This window comes from Candidatus Solirubrobacter pratensis (assembly GCF_000425945.1).
GTDB lineage: Bacteria > Actinomycetota > Thermoleophilia > Solirubrobacterales > Solirubrobacteraceae > Solirubrobacter > Solirubrobacter pratensis.
On record NZ_AUEK01000003.1, the window covers coordinates 375,548 to 394,074 of the forward strand.

An 18,527-nucleotide genomic window follows, 5' to 3' on the forward strand; every position below is an offset into this window, starting at 1 on the left:
CATGGACGCTCACGAGTTGCTGGACGGCTACCGCGCGGGGACGCTCTCGCCGGTCGAGGCGCTCGAGTCAGCGCTCGCGCGGATCGAGTCCGCGAACCCCGCCGTGAACGCCTTCCGGCTCGTCGACGCGGACGCCGCGCAGGCGGCCGCGGAGGCGTCGCAGGAGCGCTGGCGCCGCGGGGCGCCGCGCGGGCTGCTCGACGGCGTGCCGGTCGCGATCAAGGACGTGTTCCCGACGCGCGGGTGGCCGACGCTGCGCGGCTCGCTGACGGTCGCCGCCGACCGCGACTGGCCCGACGACGCGCCCGCGGTCGCGGCTCTGCGGCGCCACGGCGCGGTGCTGGTCGGCAAGACGACGACGCCCGAGTTCGGCTGGAAGGGGATCACCGACAGCGCGCTCGACGGCGTCACGCGCAACCCGTGGGACGTGACCCGGACCTCCGGCGGCTCCAGCGGCGGCAGTGCGGTGGCGCTCGCGAGCGGCATGGTCGCGCTCGCACTCGGCAGCGACGGCGGCGGCTCGATCCGGATCCCGTGCGGCTTCTGCGGCCTGCCGGGCATCAAGCCGACGTTCGGGCGCGCGCCGGCCTGGCCGCCGAGCGTCTTCGGGATCCTCAGCCACGTCGGGCCGATGGGGCGCACCGTGCCGGACGTGGCGCTGCTGCTCGACGTCATGTGCGAGCCGGACGCGCGCGACTGGGCGGCGCTCGAGCCGCCGCCCCAGCCGTTTCGCGACACTCTGTCGCAAGGCATCCGGGGCCTGCGGATCGCGTTCAGCCCGGATCTCGGCCACGTGCGCGTGGATCCCGAGGTGGCGGCGCTCGTTGAGCGCGCGGCGGCGCGCCTGGAGGCGCTCGGCGCGCACGTCGAGGCGATCGATCCGGGCTTCGAGGACCCGCGGCCGGCGTTCGACGCGCTCTGGTCGGCCGGCGCGGCCAAGCAGCGCGCCGCCTTGAGCGACACCGGCAGGGTCGATCCGGGCTTCCTGCGCTGGGCCGAGCGCGGGCAGGCGCTCACGGTGCTCGAGTACCTGCACGCGCTCGACCGGCGCGACGCGCTCGGGCGGCGGATGGCGGCCTTCCACGGCGCGTGGGACCTGCTCATCACGCCGACGCTTCCGATCCCGGCGTTCCAGGCCGGCAGGGACACGCCGGACGGCGAGGGGGAGTGGCCGGACTGGACGCCGTTCACTTATCCGTTCAACCTGACTCAGCAGCCGGCGGGGACGGTGCCGTGCGGCTTCACCGCCGCCGGCCTGCCCGCCGGGTTGCAGATCGTCGGCCCGCGCTACGGCGACGCGACCGTCCTGCGCGCGATGCACGCGTACGCGAGCGCGCACCCGGAGCCGGCCGTGGCTTCCGGCTGAGCGGCGCGATCAGGCCGCGACCAGCGCGATCGCGCACAAGCGCCGCCACGTCCGGGGGAGACTACGAGACATGAACGCCGTCGAGATCGTGGAGCGCTTCTGGGCGGAGGTCTGGCAGCCGCCGCAAGATCCGGATGCGGTCGACCGCCTCGTCACCGAGGACTTCGTGCTCACCAGCGCGGGCGTCGACATCGTCTCGCGCGCCGCCTTCAAGCAGTGGGTGATCGACTTCCTCGCGCGCGTGGACGGCCTGGAGTTCGAGGCCGTCGAGACCTTCCAGAACGCAGACGGCACGCGCGTCGCCTCCCGCTGGGTCATCACCGGCCGCAACAACGGGATGCTCGGCACCGAGCCCGACGGGCGACCGATCCGCATGACCGGCACCGCGGTCTGGGCGGTCCGTGCCGACGGCCTGCTCGAGCAGAACTGGGTCGAGCGCAGCGCGTTCGAGGTCTACCAGGCGCTCCGGTAGCCCCGCCCTGGCTCACGCTTGGCAGCGCGCGGCCGTGGACGATGCGCTGTGGTCGGCGATCGCCGATCCGACGCGTCGGCGCCTCAGCGCGTCATCACCAGCATCTTGATCGAGCCCTTGCCCCGATCGAAGTTCTGCAACGCCTTGCCGATGACGGTGCCGACCGTAGCCCGGGGTCGACGACGCCACCAGCAGGTCGCCGATCCGGATGGCTCGGCGCTCCGCAGAGACCCTCACCGGCACGCGACCCGCGAGAGCCGGCGCGGGACCGGTGACTTCGGCGTCGGCTCCGTCGGGGGCATTGAGCGTCACGCCGGGCGCAGATGAGATCACGCCGGCCACGCGGGTGCCGTTGGCTGTAGTCGAGACGCGGAAGCAGTCCGGCTTCGCCGGATCGATCTCGACGACTCGACCCGCGAGCACCTTGCCGCACGTCGGAACGGCCGTCGGCAATCGCGGTCATGGCCGGCCCGTTGCCGCTCGGGTTGCTCGCGTGGAACGGGCCGCCGGAGCCGCCGGTGCCCGAGCTGACGCCGTACACGCGTCGTCGGGTTACCGAGCGTGCAGGGCGTCTCACCGACCAGCGTTCTCGATGGCCTCGGCGATCGCCTTGATCGCTCCCAGCCGCCGGTCCCAGCGTGCCGCAACCTCGGCGATGCTTCGCGTGGCCCGGTCGAACTCGTCGACGCGGATGCGGTAGGTCATCTGGCGTCCCTGAGGCGTACTGTTGACCAGCCCGGCGCGTTCGAGGACGGCGAGGTGCTTGGACACCGCCTGCCGGGTCAGGGGGAGTTGGCTTGCCAGCTTGGTCGGCGTGGATTCGCCGGTGTCGAGGAGCAGGTCGAGCAGGCGTCGGCGGCTGGGATCACCGACGGCCGTCCAGACCTGGTCCAGGACGGCGGTCATGCCGAGCTCCGGGTGACGAGCGCTTCGGCGTAGTCGCGCAGCGACGGCAGGAAGGTCCCCCATCCGTTGCTGTGGTTGGCGGCGTAGGCGGCCTTGGCGGCGTCGTCCCAGTCGACCGCGTCAAGCCCGGATTCGCTGACGACCAGGCGGGTGCCATCCGGCTCGGCGGTGATCCGGAACTCGACGAGCACGGGGTCCGTCGCCGTCGGCGTCGCTCGCTGGCGCTCGGGAGAGATCCAATGGAACGCGAAGAGGCGCGGCCGGTCGGCGCTCACCACGGTCAGCTCGACCGTCGTCGCCCGGTTCGTCTCCTGGTCTCGCCAGATGAGCACGCCGCGGGCATCGGGAACCGGTTCGAAGTCTGCCTCGTCACTGAACCATTTGACGATGTGCTCCGGTCGGCTGACCACGTCGTACACGGTCTCCGGGGACGCGTTGATGAGGATGTCACGGGTGATGGTGTCGCTGGTCATGTGTGGGCTCCCGATACGCAACTAGTAGTTGCGAAACAGTCTAGGTCGAGCTAGCGTAACGCGCAACTACTAGTTGCTCAAGGAGTCGTTCAATGCCCGATGCCCATATCCATCGTCATCCCGGCCCCACGCTCGCGGTGGCGTCGATCGCGGCATTCATGACCAGCATCGACATGATGGTCGTGACAACGGCGCTCCCCGCCCTACGCCGGTCGCTCGGCGGGGACGTGGGCGCTTTGGAGTGGACGGTCAACGCCTACCTGCTGGCCTTTGCCTGCCTGCTGCTGACCGCCTCCGGCCTTGGCGATCGGTTCGGACGCCGGCGGGTCTTCACGGTGGGGCTCGCCGGGTTTGCCGCGTCGTCGGTCGCCGCGGCGCTCGCGCCGAGCATCGGGGCTCTGGTGGCGGCGCGGGCGGCGCAGGGCGCGGCCGCGGCGCTGGTCCTCCCGTTGACGCTGACGATGATCAGCGAGGCCTTCGCGCCGGAGTCCAGGGGCCGGGCGATCGGCATCTGGGGAGGAGTGACCGGCCTGGGCGGCGTGCTCGGGCCGATCCTCGGCGCCGGCGTGGTGCAGGCCTTGGGGTGGTCGTGGATCTTCTGGATCAACGTGCCGATCGCCGTGGCGCTGATCCCCGCGGCCCTGCGGTTCGTGACCGAGACCTTCGGAGCTCGCCAACGACTCGACGTCCTCGGGCTCGTGCTCGCCAGCCTCGGCTTCCTGGGGATCAGCTGGGGACTGGTGCAGGCGAGCGACCGGTCGGTCGGATCGCCGGCCGTCCTGGTACCCCTCGCCGGCGGGCTCGTTGTCGTTGCCTGCTTCCTGTCCTGGGAACGCAAGACGCATCACCCCATGCTGCCGCTCCCGATCTTCCGCAACGCCCGGTTCAACGTCGCCAACACGGTCGGCTTCTGCATCTACGGCAGCCTGTGCGGTGCCGTGTTCCTGACGTCGCAGTACTTCCAGATCGCGCAGCACCACAGCCCCATTGCGGCCGCCTTGCGGTTCATGCCCTGGCCGCTGCCGACGATCGTCGTGGCGCCCCTGGCCGGCTCGCTGGCCGCCAAGCACGGCAACCGACGATTCATGGCCGCGGGCATGGCGATCCAGGCAGTCGCGCTGGCGTGGTTCGCCGCCGTTGCGCACGCCGACACCCCGTACGTCGAGTTGTGCCCGCCGCTCGTGCTCAGCGGCATCGCCATCGGCATGGTCTTTCCCGCCTTCTCGAGCGAGGTCGTGGCCTCGGTACGTCACGACCAGATGGGCATCGCCGCCGGCGCCAACGCGACCATCCGCGAGCTCGGCGGGGTGTTCGGCGTCGCGCTCGTCGGACTCGTCTTCGCCAGTCCAGCGGCCTACGCCACGGCAGAGGGCTTCGCCACCGGCTTCGTCCACGCGATCTGGGCCTGCGTGGCACTCACCACCCTCGGGGCCGTGGTGGCCGCGGGCGCGTTGCGGTGGCCAGTTGCGTCTGCCGTGAACGCCGAACCTGCTGTTGGGGCGCCCGTCGTCGGCGGCTAGCCCGGATCGTGCGTGCTCCTCGGGTTGTGCCCGCCGTGGAGGTGGATCAGGATCGGAGCGCGTGAGGGCAAGTCGCGGCGGCGGTAGAGGTCCAGCCGTTGCGCCTGCAGCGCGGCCCATAGAACAGGTTCGCGCTGCGCCGGCCACGCGATCTCGCGGGGACCGGGTCCGCAGCTCGCGACGCCCTGCGCAGCGAGACGCTCACCGTCCGCAGGCTCGGCCAGAAGACTGCTCGCTCGGCTCCACGCGCGCGGTGTCGCGTCCCCAGCCACACGTAGCCCTCGTCGTTCCGTGACGTCGGCGCTAAGGGGTGTGGGTGGCCGTACTGTGGCCGGCGCCGGCGCGCACCAAGGTGTAGCCAGCGATTCGGGCGCCTCAGATGAGCCCACTGGCAGGGTCGCGCGAAGCCCCCGCGGCGATCACGCTCGACCACGACACGATCGTCGGCGACGACACGTTCAGCTCGAGCGGGCTCTACGCCGGCGGAGGGTCCGCGAACGGCAGGATCGCATCGGTCACGATGCGCAACTCGATCCTCCGCGGCTTCACGGCCTCGCTCCTGCGCTTCGTCGCCGCCGGCAGCGGCGGGTCCACCGTCACGACAAGCTACTCCGACTACGCCCCGACGACGAAGACGATCGGCAGTGGCCCGGGCGGCTTCACCCAGGGCGCCGGCAACGTCGACGCCGACCCGGCGTTCGCAAGCGCCGCCGGCGGCGACTACCGCCTGACCGCGAGCTCGCCCGCGATCGACGCGGGTGACCCGGCCGGGCTGCTCGGCAACGAGCCCGGCGTGGATCTGGCCGGGCTGCCGCGCATCGTGCTCGGCAACGCCGGCTGCGCCGTTCGCAGCGACATGGGCGCGTTCGAGTTCCAGGCGACGGGGCTCTGCACGTCACCTCCGCCGCCTGCACCGCCCGCGCCCGCCGCGACGCCGCCGGCCGACGTGACGGCGCCGGTGCTGTCGCGTCTGACCGCTTCGCCGTCGCGGTTCCGGCCCGCCCCGGCCGGCAAGGCGGTCCGCAAGCGTGGCACCACGCTGCGCTTCTCGCTCACCGAGGCAGCCAACGTCAAGCTGGCGATCGTCCGTATCGTCGCCGGCCGCAAGTCGGGCGGCAGGTGCCGCGCGCACGGCAGCGGGCCTCGCTGCACGACGAGCAAGCAGCTGGGAACGCTGGCGGTGAGCGGCAAGGCCGGCGCCAATGCGCTCGCCTTCACAGGCCGGGTTCGCGGACACGCCCTGCCCGCCGGGGCCTACCAGGTCGTCGCGACCGCCGGCGACGCCGCCGGCAACGTCACGGCACACGCGATCAGGGCCGGCTTCAAGGTGGTCCGCTGACGGCAGCCCGAAAGTAAAGAAGCCCCGCGGGTGCAGGGCTTCCTCGGAGGTGGAGCTAGGGGGACTCGAACCCCCGACCTCCTGGGTGCGATCCAGGCGCTCTCCCAACTGAGCTATAGCCCCGAGCCGGCGGCAGGAATCGAGAGCCCGCCGTCCAACGCCGCACTATAGCCGTCCCGGCTAGATTGGCCGGCCGAGGCCTCAGCGACATGCCCATTCTCCAGCCCTCGTTCCGCGGCAGGCTGCGGCTCTTCTTCGCAGTGATCGTCGTCGTCCCGATGATCGCGGTCGCGGTGGTGCTGTTCCAGCTGCTCGGGGCCAACGACACGGGCAAGGTGAACTCGAAGCTGGCAGAGGCGCAGGTGGCCGCCGGCGGGCTGTTCAACGACGCGCGCGCGGATGCCGGGCGGGCGGTTCCCGTGGCCGAGCAGGACGTGGGCCTGGCGACCGCGCTGCACGACCACGACACCGCCGCCGTGCGGGCGCAGCTCGCGCAGCTGGCGCGCCAGACGGACGCGCAGCGGATCAAGCTCCAGGTCGACGGCGAGGGGACGATCGAGACCGGTGCGAAGGACGCGATCGCGCCATCTGTGTCGGATCTCGCCAACGCGCAGGGCCAGAGCATCGGCCGGCTGACGATCTCGGCCATGAGCGCGACGGAGCTCGCCGCCCGGATCCAGCGGATCCTGGGCGTCGACGCCCGCATCGACGAGAACGGGAAGGTGCTCGCGACCTCGCTCCCGGCCGCGCGCGACGCGAAGCTGCCCGAGCGCGGTGCGATCCACCTCGGCAACGACGACTACCGCACGACCACGTTCTCCGCTCCCGCGTTCGACGGCGGCGAGACCGTGATCCACCTGCTTGCGCGCGATCCGGACGAGGGCTTTACGCGCGGGACGGTCGCCGTGATCGGCCTCACGCTCGGCTTCCTCGTGCTCGCGGCGGTCTTCTTCATCACCGTCTCGCGGACGCTGCAGCAGGAGGTCCAGCGCCTGCTCGTCGCCGCGCAGCGGCTCGGGCGCGGGGACTTCTCCGTCACCGTCCCAGCCGAGGGCAACGACGAGTTCGCCGCGCTGGGCAAGGAGTTCAACAGCATGGCGCGCGAGCTGGAGACCCGCCTGGAGGAGCTCAGGCGCGAGCGAGGACGCCTCCAGGAGGCGATCCGCCGCGTCGGCGAGTCGTTCGCGCGCGGCCTCGATCGCGTCGGCGTGCTGGAGATCGTCGTCCAGACCGCCGTCGACGGCGTCGGCGCCGCCTGCGGCCGCGCGACGATGCGCACGCGCGCGGACGCGGCGCTCCAGGAGGTCGCGCACACCGGCGAGCCGGAGGCCTACGAGCGCGCGCTGCACGCCGCCGAGCTGGCCGTGATGGACGCCGGCGAGGTGGCGGAGATCCAGATCGGCGGCGCGTCGGCGCTCGCCGCCCCGCTCTCGGCCACCGAGGGCGGCGACCGCGTGCTCGCGATCGTCTCCGTCGCCCGCGGCGACCGCGGCTTCAGCCACCCCGAGCGAGAGCTGTTCAGCTATCTCACGTCGCAGGCCGCGGTCTCCGTCGAGAACGTCGATCTGCACGAGACCGTGCAGCGCCAGGCCGTCACCGACGAGCTGACGGGCCTCTTCAACCACCGGCGCTTCCAGGAGGTCATGGCCGCCGAGGTGGAGCGTGCGCGCCGCTATGACCAGGAGATGGGCCTGATCATGCTCGACATCGACAACTTCAAGCGCGTCAACGACACGTATGGCCACATGCAGGGCGACATGGTGCTGCGCGAGGTCGCGCGCGTCCTGCGCCAGTCCGCCCGCGAGATCGACGAGCCGGCCCGCTACGGCGGGGAGGAGATGGCCGTCGCGCTGCCGCAGACCGATCTCGAGGGTGCGTTCCGCTTCGCCGAGCGCGTCCGCAAGCGCATCGAGGCGCTCGATCTGCCGCTCCTCGACGGCGACGGCGTCCTCAAGGTGACGGCCTCGTTCGGCGCGGCCTCGCTGTCGGCCGCCGCCAACGGCGACAAGGAAGGCCTGGTTGCCGCGGCGGACGCCGCGCTCTACCGGGCGAAGCGTTCGGGGAAGAACCGCACCGTCAAGGCCGAGTAGGCTGAAGGGCAAGGAGGTACGGCCAATGGGACTGCTGGACGACGCCATCCGCGAGCACCTCGAGCTCAAGCGCAAGCACGGCGCCAACCCGGAGGACGTCTTGCGTGAAGAGAAGGAAGCCCTAGGGCAGGGAGGGCCGCGCGCGGAGTTCGCGCAGCCGGACGCCGAGCCCGAGGATCGCCAGGCGGCGCCGCCCCCGGCGCCCGAGCCGGAACCGGAGCCCGTGGACGAGCTGCCGGAGGGTGAGCCCGGCATCCGAGAGGAGCCCTCAGAGGGCCACGTAGCCGAGGCTCCGGGCTACGACGAGGACCCGTGGCTCGACGAGGAGCCCGACGAGGTGCCCGCCGGTGAGTCGCTGGAGCGCCCGCAGGGGCAGCCGGCCGGCGAGGAGGACGTGCTGGAGGAGACACCCGACTTCCTCCAGGAGACGCCTGAGCATGACCGTCTTTGGTTCGAGCAGAAGCCGCCGCGCGACTTCGACTGGGACAAGTAGTCCAGATCCCGGCGTGCCGGCTCCAGGCGGGCCCGGCGCCCGCCGATCACGGGACGTGACCGGCTCGCCCCTTCCCCGTGTGAGCGGACGGTCGGATGGCCCCCGGCGAGGGCGGGTCCACGTGCCCCGGGCCTGCCCTCCCGCGTCCGGGCTGTTGAGACGTCCTCACACCCATCTCGCACTCATGTGCGCCGTGGGAGCCGCGGCTCTGAGCGCGATGGCGCCGGCCGCACGCGCGGGAACCGAGGCGCACTTCACGCCGGGCGCTCCCGGCATCGGCGACCCGTACTTCCCGCTCGAGGGCAACGGCGGGTTCGACACCCGGCACTACGACCTGAGCTTCTCTTACGACCCGGCCGGCGACCGGCTCGAGGGGCTCGCGGTCATCACCGCGAAGGCGACGCAGAACCTCTCGCGCTTCGACCTCGACCTGCAGCAGCTGGACGTGTCGTCGGTCACGGTCGGCCCGCAGCGCGCGGAGTTCGCGCGCGACGGCCAGGAGCTGCAGATCACGCCGAAGCAGCCGATCCCGGACGGCCGGACGTTCACCGTCGCGATCCACTACGGCGGCGTCCCGCAGACGATCGTCGGCTCGCCGGTCGTCTTCGGCTCCCCCTACGGATTCCTGCACACCGATGACGGCGCGTTCATGGGCGACGAGCCCAACGCCGCGTCGACCTGGTTCCCGGTCTCCGACCACCCCGCGGACAAGGCGACCTACACGTTCCGCGTGACCGTGCCCAAGGGCCTCGGCGTCGTCGCCAACGGCACGCTGATGTACGACGTCGACGCCGGCGACAAGTCGCTGTGGGTGTGGGACGAGCCGCTGCCGATGGCCTCCTACCTGGCGACGGCCGACATCGGCCACTGGCTCGTCAAGCAGGGCCGCACGCCGGGCGGGATCCCGGAGTACGTCGCGGTCGATCCGGTGCTGCCGGACGTGACTGTCGACGGCGTCACCAAGTCCGCCCTGGACTTCTTCTACGACAGCACGGCCGAGGCCGGCGACCTGTGGTCGCAGACGTTCGGGCCATACCCGTTCGACGTGATCGGCGCGATCGCCGACAACGCGACCTACGACGGGCGGCCGCTCGGCTTCTCGCTGGAGACGCAGACCAAGCCGGTCTACTCCGCGGTGCGCAACGCCGGCACGATCGCGCACGAGCTCGCGCACCAGTGGTTCGGCGACAGCGTCTCGGTCGCCACGTGGGACAACATCTGGCTCAACGAGGGCTTCGCGACGTTCGCGGAGTACCTCTGGGGAGAGCACACCGGCGCCGGCAGCGCGCACGACGCGTTCCTGGCCGACTACAGCCGGCCCGCGACGTCGGCGTTCTGGAACCAGGCGATCGCCGACCCGCAGCGCGACACGATGTTCGCGAGCGCCGTCTATCGCCGCGGCGGCATGACGCTGCAGGCGTTGCGAGAGAAGATCGACGACGACGACACGTTCTTCCGGATCCTGAAGACGTGGACGTCGACCCACGAGTACGGCAACGGCACCACGGCCGAGTTCACCGCGCTGGCCGAGCGGATCTCCGGCCTGGACCTGGGCGCCTTCTTCCAGACCTGGCTGTACACGCCGAGCAAGCCCACCACCTGGTGAAGCTCACGCGGGGGGCTCAAGCGCCCTCACGCGCCGCCGATCAACCGGGCAGTGCGTCTGATCTCATCGCGCAGCATCCGCGACGGCGTCGAGCTGGCGCGGGACGTCGTCGCGGGACCGCCCGGCACGGCGCCGCTGCTGCGGGCCGGCGTGCGGCTCTCGGAGCGCTACGTCGGGCTGCTGACGCGCTCGGGCATCGGCTCGGTCTGGATCGAGGACGAGCTCGGCGCCGACCTGGAGATCGCCGAGCCGCTGACCGCCGAGACGCGCGGCAAGGTGCACCGCGCCACGGGCGAGGCGTTGCGGGAGGCCAGTGCGGCGCTGCGCTCGGGCTCGGGCATGCCGAACGCCGTGGTGGACTCGCTCGCGGGCGTGGCGGAGGCAATGGTCGGCGACCTGCTCGACGTCCCGGACGCCGCGCTAGTGCTCGAGGACCTGCACAGCTTCGACTCCTACACGCACCGCCACAGCGTCCAGGTGACGGTGCTCGGGCTGCTGATCGCGCGCCGCATCTGGTCGCAGGACGGCTGGACCGACTTCCGCGGCAACCGGCGCCGCGACAGGCTCGAGGGGCGGCTGCGCAAGCTCGGCCTCGGGCTGCTGATCCACGACGTCGGAAAGCTCGCGGTGCCGCCCGAGGTGCTCAACAAGCCGGGCGTGCTGACGCCGGAGGAGATGGCGGTCATGCGCACCCATCCCGACGCCGGCGTCGAGCTGCTGCGCGGCGCCGGCCTCTCACCGCTGGTGCTGTCCGTCGTCCGCGACCACCACGAGCGCCCGGACGGCAGCGGCTACCCGCGCGGGTTCGAAGGGCGCCTCGTGCAGGAGTTCCCGCGGATCGCGGCGGTCGCCGACGTCTACGACGCCGTGACGTCCGAGCGCGTGTACAAGCCGGCCGGCTCGCCGGCGGTCGGCGTGCGCGTGATCCGCGAAGGCGCGGGCGGGCAGTTCTGCGAGGACGTGGTCCGCCACTTCTCCGCGATCGTGATGCCGTACCCCGTCGGCCGCGAGCTCGCGCTGCCCGACGGGCGGACCGCCGTCGTCTCGCGCGTCGACCCCGGGTCGCCGGACACGCCGACGGTGCGGCTGCTCGAGGACGGCTCGATCACCGAGCTCGTCGTCGACATGTCCGATGGAGGCGAGGGGAATCGAACCCCTACTTCGGCCGTGCAAAGGCCGCGTGCTCCCATTACCACTACGCCCCCAGAAGGTGTCTCAGCTTAGGGACCTGACGATGTCCACGGTCGCAGCATTGATCTCGACCGTGTCGTCGACGTCCGGCGCATAGCCTCCCGCGAGCACCACGACGACCGGCGCGCGCGGCGTGAGCCGGTGCAGCACGTGCTCGTCGCGCGCCCGTAGGCCCGCCTTGGTGAGCGACAGACGGCCCAGGCGGTCACCTTCCCACGGGTCGGCGCCCGCGAGGTAGAACGCGACGTCGAAGTCGAAGGCGAGCGCGGTGTCGAGCGCGTCCGACAGCGCCGCGAGATACTCGTCGTCGCCGGTGCCCGACGCGAGGTCGACGTCGAGGTCGGATGCGATGCGCTCGAACGGGTAGTTGCGCGCGCCGTGCAGCGAGAGCGCGAACGCGTCGGGGTCCGGGCCGAGGATCTGGGCCGTGCCGTCGCCCTGGTGCACGTCGCAGTCGACGACCAGCGCGCGCCGCGCGCGGCCCTCCGCGCGCAGCCGGGCGAGCGTGACGGCGACGTCGTTGAACAGGCAGTAGCCGCGGGCGAACGTGCGGCCGGCGTGATGCGTGCCGCCGCCGAGGTTCATGCCGATGCCGTGCGCGAGCGCGTGCGCGGCGGCGCCGAGCGTGCCGCCGACCGAGCGGCGGCCGCGCTCGACGAGCAGCTCCGACCAGGGCAGCCCGAGCCCGCGCTGCTCGCGAACGGTCATCGCGCCGTCGCGGATGCGCGCCAGCAGATCGGCGTCGTGGACGGCCTCCAGCCACTCCCACGGGACCGGCTCGGACTGATGGATCACCACCCCGTCGGCCTCGACGCGGCGCCGCAGCCGCTCGTACTTGTCGATCGGGAACTTGTGCCCCTCCGGGAGCGGTATGCGCCAGCGGTCGTGACTCCAGGCCTCCACAGCCCCTAGAATGAAGTACGCCGATCGCCCACTCGGCCGCGGAAGCGGCCGGGAGTGTTTGGTTCGCCAGGCATCTAATCGTCCTGGGACTCGCAGTGATAAGGGCGATCGAGCGCAGTGGGGAGCGGGCTTACTGCCCGCTCTAGCTGTTTAATGGGCAGACTGCTCCCATGGCCATGTACGCAGGTATCGACCTCGGCGGGACCAAGATCCAGGCCGCGGTGGTCGACGGGCAGCACGAAGTCCTCGGCACCAAGCGCGACCAGACGCCGCTGGAGGGCGGACCCACTGCGATCGCGGCCAAGATGGTGGAGGTCCTGCGCGCGGCCGCCGCGGACGCCGCCATCGAGACCGCCGCGCTCGACGGCATCGGCGTCGGCTCGCCCGGCAGCGTCGACGACGAGGCGGGAACGGTCGCGACCGCCAAGAACCTCTCGGGCTGGAGCGGCACCTTCGACCTGCGCACGGCGCTGGAGGGCGCGCTCGGCGCGCCCGTCTCGCTCGGCAACGACGTCGACCTGGCCGTCGACGCCGAGTTCGAGGTCGGCGCCGCGCGCGACTACCGTTCCATCCTCGGCGTGTTCTGGGGCACCGGGGTCGGCGGCGGGCTCATCCTCGACGGGCACCCGTGGACCGGTCGCGGGACGGCCGGCGAGATCGGCCACATGGTCGTCAAGATGGACGGCGCCCGCTGCCCGTGCGGTCGCAAGGGCTGCATGGAGGCCTACGCGGGCCGCGGCGCGATGGAGGCGCGCGCCCGCCGCCGCGTCGAGAAGGGCGAGAAGACGCACCTGTTCAAGATCATGGAGGAGCGCGGCCGCGACCGGCTCTCCAGCGGGATCTGGGAGCGCGCGCTCGCCCGCGGCGACAAGCTCGCGCAGGAGCTGCTCGACGAGGCGGTCCAGGCGCTCGGCAACGGGATCGCCTCGGCCGTGAACCTGATGGACCCCGAGGCCGTCGTCATCGGCGGCGGGCTCGGCATCCGCCTTGGTCAGCCGTGGCTGGAGAAGATCCGCACGGCGATGATGCCGCACCTGTTCGTCGACTTCGACCCGCCGCCGGTGCTGCTCGCCGAGCTCGGCGACCTCGGCGGCGCGCACGGGGGCGCCCTGCTGGCCGCCCGCCGTGCGCGCGCGAAGGCCTAGTCGACGAGCTGCGGCTCGGGCTCGCGGTCGCGGTCGAAGCGGCCCCTCCGCGTGGCGGGGCCCGCCTCCGCGCCGACGCCGAGCTCGGAGCGGACGAGCAGCTCGTCGTAGGTGTGCTCGCCCTCGTCGGGCTTGCCGAGCATGGTTCCCAGCCAGCACCCGAGGAAGCCGATCGGGATCGTCACGAGGCCGGGGAACGTCAACGAGGACGGCGAGCCCTGCGAGTCCGGCCCGGGCCACACCGGCGGGCTGAGCGCGATCATGACGATCGACGCGATGACGCCGAACGCGATTCCGGTCAGCGCGCCCGCGGTGTTGAAGCGCCGCCACGTCAGCGCGAGCAGCAGCGGCGGGAAGTTCGCGCTCGCCGCGAACACGAACGCCATGCTCACGAGCACGGTCACGTTGAAGCCGGAGCCGACCACCAGCGTGACGAGGATCGCCCCCAGTCCGACGCCGACCGCCGCGACCCGCGCCACGCGCCGCTCGGTCGACTCGTCCCCGCGGTGCAGGACGTTCGCCCACAGGTCGTGCGCGATCGCGCCCGACGAGGCGATCACGAGGCCTGCCACGACGGCGAGGATCGTCGCGAACGCGGCGGCCGAGAACAGCGCCAGCGCGATGTCGCCGCCGGTCGTCCCCACGCCGCCGCCGAGCGCGGCGGCGAGCAGCGGCGCCGCGAGGTTGCCGCCCTTGCCGACCTCCTCCGCCGCGCCGGCGCCCAGCACGGCGCGCGCGCCGAAGCCGATCACCGTCACGAGCACGGTGAAGGTGGCGATGATCGCGATCGTGTAGATCACCGACGTCCGCGCCGCCTTCGCGTCGGGGACGGTGAAGAAGCGCATCAGGATGTGCGGGAGGCCGGCGGTCCCGATGAAGATCGTCAGGCCGGTCGAGATGACCAGCGCCGGCGACGTCAGGTACGTGCCGGGGCCGAGGATCGAGCGGCCGTCCTCGTGGTGGGCCGCCGCCGCGTCGAACACGTGCGCGGGCGAGAAGTCGAACTTCGCCAGCACCCACACGGCGACGACGACGCCCGCGATCATCAGCATCCCGGCCTTGACGATCTGCACCCAGGTCGTCGCCAGCATGCCGCCGAAGACGACGTAGACGACCATGAAGACGCCGCAGACCATCACGGCCAGCGGGAACGATATCCCCGTCAGGGCCTCGATCACCGCGCCCGCGCCGACGAGCTGCGCGACGAGGTAGATGCCCGAGATCAGCAGCGTGTTGATCGCGGTCGCGACCCGGACCGGCCGCTCGCGCAGGCGGAAGGCCAGCACGTCGGCAACGGTGAACTTGCCCGCGTTGCGCATCCGCTCGGCCAGCAGGTAGAGCACCGGCAGGAACGACAGCAGCGCCGCGAGGCCGATGACCCAGCCGTCGAAGCCGTACAGGTACATCAGGCCCGCATAGCCGAGGAACGTCGATGCCGAGAGGTAGTCGCCCGCGGTCGCGACGCCGTTCGCCGGGCCGGCGATCCCGCGGCCCGCGGCGTAGAACTCCGTCGCGCTGTGCGTGCGCTTGGCCGCCCAGCGCGTGATCAGCAGCGTGATCGCCAGCACCACGGCGAAGATGCAGACGGCAAGCGTGTTGAAGTTGCCGGTCATCGCCGCAGCTCCGCCGCCATGCGATCCCACGTGACCGCCTTACGGCGGTAGATGAGCGCGAACACCAGGGTCAGCGCGCAGACGCTCAAGCCGCCCCACAGGGCGAGCGTGATGCCCGCGACCTCCTTGCTCATCGTGTCGCGCGCCCATCCCAGCAGGGCGAGGAACGCGACGAAGTACAGGCTGTAGACGGCGGTCGCGGTAGCCGTGAAGCGACGCCGGTCGTGCACCAGCTCGTTCATCTCAACCTCCCGGGACAAGGGGTACCCGCCGCGCCTACGGGGTGAACTTCCGTGCGCGCTCGCGCAGCTCCTCGCGCCGCACGCGCCGCCCGTTCGCGCTGTCGGCCATCGGGAAGGCGTCGAGCGCGACGATCCGCTCAGGGACCTTGAACGCCGCCAGCTCCGCCCGGCAGCGGGCGAGCACCGCCTCGGCGTCGAAGTCTCCCAGCGCGAACGCGACGGCCCGCGGCCCGGCGGCGACCACCTGCGCGGCCTCCACGCCCTCGCAGCCCTCGAGGAACGCCTCGATCTCGCGCGGCGAGACGAGGAAGCCGGCGAGCCGCAGCGCCTCGGCGCGGCGCGTCTCGTAGGCGAAGCCCAGCTCTGTCTCGTGCCCGAGGTCGCCGGAGCGCAGGAAGCCGTCCTCGGTGAAGGCCGCGCGCGTGGCCTGCTCGTCGCCGAGATAGCCCGCCATCACGTTCGGTCCGCGGACCTGGATCTCGCCGTCGGCGATCCGCACCTGGATGTCCTCGGAGACCGGCTGCCCGCCCGCGAGCGCGCGCGCCTCGGGCGGCGCGGCGGCCGGCGCGTGGGCGACGAGCGCCTGCATCTCCGACGCGCCGTAGCACTGGTAGGCGGTGAAGGGGGCGGCGTCGATCAGCGGCCGCGGCTCGAGGTTGAAGGCGGCGAAGCCCGCTTCGCGCAGCGTCCCGAGCCGCTCCGGCGTCTCCAGCAGGCGCCGCAGCATCTCGTCGGACAGGTTCGTGTGCGTGATCCGCTCGCGCTCGATCAGCTCGGCGGCGCCGTCGAACGCCTGCGCGAATACCAGCCGCGCACCGCCCGCCAGCGCGCCCAGCGCGGTGCAGAAGCCGAACACGCCGCACAGCGGCAGGAACGCGCCGACGACCGCGCCGTCGTCCCGGTAGCCGAACGAGCTCGCGACGGCGTCCGCGTGCGCCGCGAGCCCGTGCTGGGTGTGGACGACGAGCTTCGGCGCGCCGGTCGTCCCCGACGACGTGAAGATGACGGCCGCGTCGTCGTCGCGGCCCGCGTCGTCCGCCGGCTCGCGCAGCAGCGCGTCGTAGGGCAGCTCGATCACGTGCTCGAGCGCCGGCGCGTCGACGCCGGCCAGGATGCCGGCGAAGTCGATCCCCTTGAACCCCGGCGCGTAGACGAGCACGCGGGCGCCGGAGCGCACGAGGATGTCCTGCACCTCGTGCGAGCGGAAGCGGGTGTTGATCGCGACCGCCGCGGCGCCCAGCCGCGACAGCGCGAACACCAGCTCGAGCCACTCGGGTCCGTTCGGCAGCCACACCGCCACGCGGTCGGCGCGTCCCACGCCGAGCGCGGCGAGGCCGCCGGACAGCTCCGCGGAGCGACCGAACGTCCGGTCGAGCCTCACGGCGCCCCCGGCGCGACGAGGCCGGACTCGTACGCGAGCACGACCGCCTGCACGCGGTCGCGCAGCGCCAGCTTGGCGAGCACGTGCCGCACGTGCGTCTTGACCGTCGCCGGCGAGATCACGAGCGCCTCCGCGATCTCCCCGTTCGACAGGCCCCGCCCCATCATCCGCAGCACCTCCAGCTCGCGCTCGGACAGCTCGCCGAGGCCGACCGGCCTGCCCGGCGCGGGCCGCGCGACGTACGCGTCGACCAGCCGCCGCAGCACCGTCGGCGCGAACAGCTCCTCGCCGGCGGCGACCGTGCGGATCGCCTCGACCAGCTGCTCGCGCCCGGCGTCCTTGAGCAGGAACCCGCTGGCGCCCGCGCGCAGCCCGTCGTAGACGTGCTCGTCGAGGTCGAACGTCGTCAGCACCAGCACGCGGGTCCGCAGCCCGGCGAGCCCGATCCGCCGCGTCGCCTCGATCCCGTCCATGCCCGGCATGCGGATGTCCATCAGCACGACGTCCGGCTCGAGCCTACGCGCGAGCTCGAGCGCCTGCGCGCCGTCGGACGCCTCGCCGGCGACCTCCAGCCCGGCGAGCTCGAGGATCAGCCGGAAGCCGGCGCGGACCAGCTCCTGGTCGTCGGCGATCAGGACGCTCGTCACAGCGGCAGCACCGCCCTGACCTCGAAGCCGCCGCCCGGCAGCCGCCCGGCGTGCAGCTCGCCGCCGTGCAGGCGCACGCGCTCGCGCATCCCGACGAGCCCGTGGCCGTCGCCGTTCGCCGGCCGCTTCTCGGCGGAGCCTCCATCGCGCACCTGCAGCGACAGCTCGCGCCGCTCCCACACGACGCGCACCGTAGCCGGTGACCCGTGCGCGTGCTTGTGCACGTTGGTGAGCGCCTCCTGGACGATCCGGAACGCCGACAGGTCGAGCCCCGCGGGGACGTGGCGCGGCTGCCCCTCGACGTGCAGCGTGACCGGCATGCCCGCCGCGCGGGCGCGTTCGACGAGGCCCGGCAGCTGCGCCAGCCCGGGCTGCGGCTGCAGGCTCTCGCCTTCGTCCTGGTCGCGCAGCACGCCGACCAGCCGCCGCATCTCGCCGAGCGCCTCTTCGGCCGAGCGGCGGATCACCCGCAGCGGCCGCCGCGCACGCTCTGGCTCGGCGTCGAGCGCGGCGTCGGCGCCGTCGGACTGGATCGCGATGACGCTCAGCGCGTGCGCGACGACGTCGTGCAGCTCGCGCGCGATGCGCGCCCGCTCCTCCGCGACGGCCAGCTCGGCGGTGCGCTCGCGCTCGCGCTCGAGCTCGCCGGTCAGCTTGCGCAGGAGCGACGTCTGCGCGCGCTGGCGGCGTACCACGCGGCCGGCGACCGCGGGCAGCAGCACCGCGCTGACGGCGCCGAAGTACTCGCCCGCCACCTCGCCGTTGATCCACGAGCCGGTGATCGAGACGGCCACGCCGAACGCCGTCACCGCCGCCACCGGCTCGACGTCCTCCACGTGCGCGGCGAGCGAGTAGTAGAGGATGAACGCGGCGATGTAGCCGGTGACGATGTAGCCGTCGGTCGGGATGAACCAGACCGCGGTTCCGATCAGCGTCGCGACGATGGGGTGCGTGCGCCGCCACGCGATCGGCAGCGTCGAGCACAGCGCGATCAGGACCGAGACCGGCATCGCCGCGATCGGCCATACGACCGCCTGCACGACCGACGGGACCGCGAGCAGCAGGGCGAGCAGGACGTCGGCGCGGCGCCGGAGCATGTGCCGAAAGTAACCCGTGCGGGCGGATTCGTCATCAGCCCGT

The 18,527-nt window shown here is 72.4% G+C and carries 19 protein-coding genes, 2 tRNA genes and 1 pseudogene; 9 read left to right on the top strand and 13 right to left on the bottom strand.

Features of this window, described 5'->3' with window-relative positions; genetic code table 11:
• Position 1: 1 nt before the first annotated feature.
• Together H958_RS0101935 and H958_RS0101940 are read left to right on the top strand one after the other, a co-directional pair.
• Positions 2–1,366, top strand: a complete 1,365-nt coding sequence (locus H958_RS0101935; RefSeq protein ID WP_028057427.1) for an amidase — start codon at positions 2–4, stop codon at positions 1,364–1,366.
• Positions 1,367–1,436: 70 nt separating this feature from the next.
• Positions 1,437–1,838, top strand: coding sequence for an ester cyclase (locus tag H958_RS0101940; protein WP_037408817.1), 402 nt, complete (start codon positions 1,437–1,439; stop codon positions 1,836–1,838).
• 12 nt (positions 1,839–1,850) lie between these two features.
• Here H958_RS0101940 and H958_RS45800 read toward each other — a convergent pair whose 3' ends face one another.
• The 3 genes from H958_RS45800 to H958_RS0101950 form a co-directional block, all read right to left on the bottom strand.
• Positions 1,851–2,291 (bottom strand): hypothetical protein, encoded by a 441-nt coding sequence (locus H958_RS45800; RefSeq protein ID WP_156027606.1) that lies wholly within the window; start codon positions 2,289–2,291, stop codon positions 1,851–1,853.
• Between the two features lie 120 nt (positions 2,292–2,411).
• The gene (locus tag H958_RS0101945) at positions 2,412–2,744 is read right to left on the bottom strand and encodes an ArsR/SmtB family transcription factor (RefSeq protein ID WP_028057429.1); all 333 of its coding nucleotides are present in this window, start codon (positions 2,742–2,744) and stop codon (positions 2,412–2,414) included.
• Positions 2,741–3,217 (bottom strand): SRPBCC domain-containing protein, encoded by a 477-nt coding sequence (locus H958_RS0101950; protein WP_028057430.1) that lies wholly within the window; start codon positions 3,215–3,217, stop codon positions 2,741–2,743. The genes H958_RS0101945 and H958_RS0101950 overlap by 4 nt, the downstream gene beginning before the upstream one ends.
• 92 nt (positions 3,218–3,309) lie before the next feature.
• Here H958_RS0101950 and H958_RS34305 point away from each other — a divergent pair, with 92 nt between their 5' ends.
• Positions 3,310–4,737 (top strand): MFS transporter, encoded by a 1,428-nt coding sequence (locus H958_RS34305; RefSeq protein ID WP_081685513.1) that lies wholly within the window; start codon positions 3,310–3,312, stop codon positions 4,735–4,737.
• A 379-nt stretch (positions 4,738–5,116) separates the two neighbouring features.
• The gene (locus H958_RS0101965; RefSeq protein WP_028057431.1) at positions 5,117–6,076 is read left to right on the top strand and encodes a choice-of-anchor Q domain-containing protein; all 960 of its coding nucleotides are present in this window, start codon (positions 5,117–5,119) and stop codon (positions 6,074–6,076) included.
• A gap of 50 nt (positions 6,077–6,126) precedes the next feature.
• Here the strand turns inward: H958_RS0101965 and H958_RS0101970 are convergent.
• Positions 6,127–6,199 (bottom strand) — tRNA-Ala (locus tag H958_RS0101970).
• A gap of 86 nt (positions 6,200–6,285) precedes the next feature.
• On the opposite strand from H958_RS0101970, the gene H958_RS42610 reads away from it, so the two are divergent.
• From H958_RS42610 to H958_RS0101990, 3 genes are all read left to right on the top strand, one after another.
• Positions 6,286–8,166, top strand: a complete 1,881-nt coding sequence (locus tag H958_RS42610) for a GGDEF domain-containing protein (protein WP_051323694.1) — start codon at positions 6,286–6,288, stop codon at positions 8,164–8,166.
• A 25-nt stretch (positions 8,167–8,191) separates the two neighbouring features.
• A complete protein-coding gene (locus H958_RS0101985; protein ID WP_028057432.1) occupies positions 8,192–8,659 on the top strand; it encodes a hypothetical protein in 468 nt (155 codons plus the stop codon).
• A gap of 217 nt (positions 8,660–8,876) precedes the next feature.
• The gene (locus H958_RS0101990) at positions 8,877–10,265 is read left to right on the top strand and encodes a M1 family metallopeptidase (RefSeq protein WP_196807162.1); all 1,389 of its coding nucleotides are present in this window, start codon (positions 8,877–8,879) and stop codon (positions 10,263–10,265) included.
• A gap of 167 nt (positions 10,266–10,432) precedes the next feature.
• Here H958_RS0101990 and H958_RS45805 read toward each other — a convergent pair whose 3' ends face one another.
• Positions 10,433–10,606, bottom strand: coding sequence for a hypothetical protein (locus tag H958_RS45805; RefSeq protein ID WP_156027608.1), 174 nt, complete (start codon positions 10,604–10,606; stop codon positions 10,433–10,435).
• 43 nt (positions 10,607–10,649) lie between these two features.
• On the opposite strand from H958_RS45805, the pseudogene H958_RS48985 reads away from it, so the two are divergent.
• Positions 10,650–11,147: pseudogene (locus H958_RS48985) on the top strand (HD-GYP domain-containing protein); the annotation flags it as partial.
• On the opposite strand, the gene H958_RS0102005 reads toward H958_RS48985, so the two are convergent.
• The 3 genes from H958_RS0102005 to H958_RS0102015 all read right to left on the bottom strand — a co-directional run bounded on the left by H958_RS0102005 (position 11,123) and on the right by H958_RS0102015 (position 12,359).
• Positions 11,123–11,392, bottom strand: a complete 270-nt coding sequence (locus tag H958_RS0102005) for a hypothetical protein (RefSeq protein WP_028057435.1) — start codon at positions 11,390–11,392, stop codon at positions 11,123–11,125. The pseudogene H958_RS48985 and the gene H958_RS0102005 sit on opposite strands and share 25 nt — an antisense overlap.
• Before the next feature lie 6 nt (positions 11,393–11,398).
• A tRNA-Ala gene (locus tag H958_RS0102010) sits at positions 11,399–11,470 on the bottom strand.
• Positions 11,471–11,480: 10 nt separating this feature from the next.
• Positions 11,481–12,359, bottom strand: a complete 879-nt coding sequence (locus tag H958_RS0102015) for a histone deacetylase family protein (protein ID WP_028057436.1) — start codon at positions 12,357–12,359, stop codon at positions 11,481–11,483.
• Positions 12,360–12,529: 170 nt separating this feature from the next.
• Between H958_RS0102015 and H958_RS0102020 the strand changes: the two genes are divergently transcribed.
• Entirely contained in the window at positions 12,530–13,504 is a 975-nt protein-coding gene (locus tag H958_RS0102020) for an ROK family protein (RefSeq protein ID WP_051323695.1), read from the top strand.
• On the opposite strand, the gene H958_RS34320 is transcribed toward H958_RS0102020, so the two are convergent.
• Genes H958_RS34320 through H958_RS34330 form a run of 5 tightly spaced genes read right to left on the bottom strand, consistent with a single transcriptional unit; the run spans position 13,501 to position 18,484 of the window.
• A complete protein-coding gene (locus H958_RS34320; protein ID WP_081685514.1) occupies positions 13,501–15,117 on the bottom strand; it encodes a solute symporter family protein in 1,617 nt (538 codons plus the stop codon). The genes H958_RS0102020 and H958_RS34320 overlap by 4 nt on opposite strands.
• Entirely contained in the window at positions 15,114–15,359 is a 246-nt protein-coding gene (locus tag H958_RS0102030; RefSeq protein ID WP_028057438.1) for a DUF485 domain-containing protein, read from the bottom strand. The genes H958_RS34320 and H958_RS0102030 overlap by 4 nt, the downstream gene beginning before the upstream one ends.
• Positions 15,360–15,393: 34 nt before the next feature.
• Positions 15,394–16,740 carry an AMP-binding protein gene (locus tag H958_RS34325; protein WP_051323696.1) on the bottom strand — a complete coding sequence of 449 codons (1,347 nt, stop codon included), beginning with the start codon at positions 16,738–16,740 and terminating at the stop codon, positions 15,394–15,396.
• A complete protein-coding gene (locus H958_RS0102040; RefSeq protein WP_028057439.1) occupies positions 16,737–17,387 on the bottom strand; it encodes a response regulator in 651 nt (216 codons plus the stop codon). Before H958_RS0102040 ends, H958_RS34325 begins: the two co-directional genes overlap by 4 nt.
• A complete protein-coding gene (locus H958_RS34330) occupies positions 17,384–18,484 on the bottom strand; it encodes a sensor histidine kinase (RefSeq protein ID WP_051323697.1) in 1,101 nt (366 codons plus the stop codon). The genes H958_RS0102040 and H958_RS34330 overlap by 4 nt, the downstream gene beginning before the upstream one ends.
• Between the last annotated feature and the right edge of the window lie 43 nt (positions 18,485–18,527).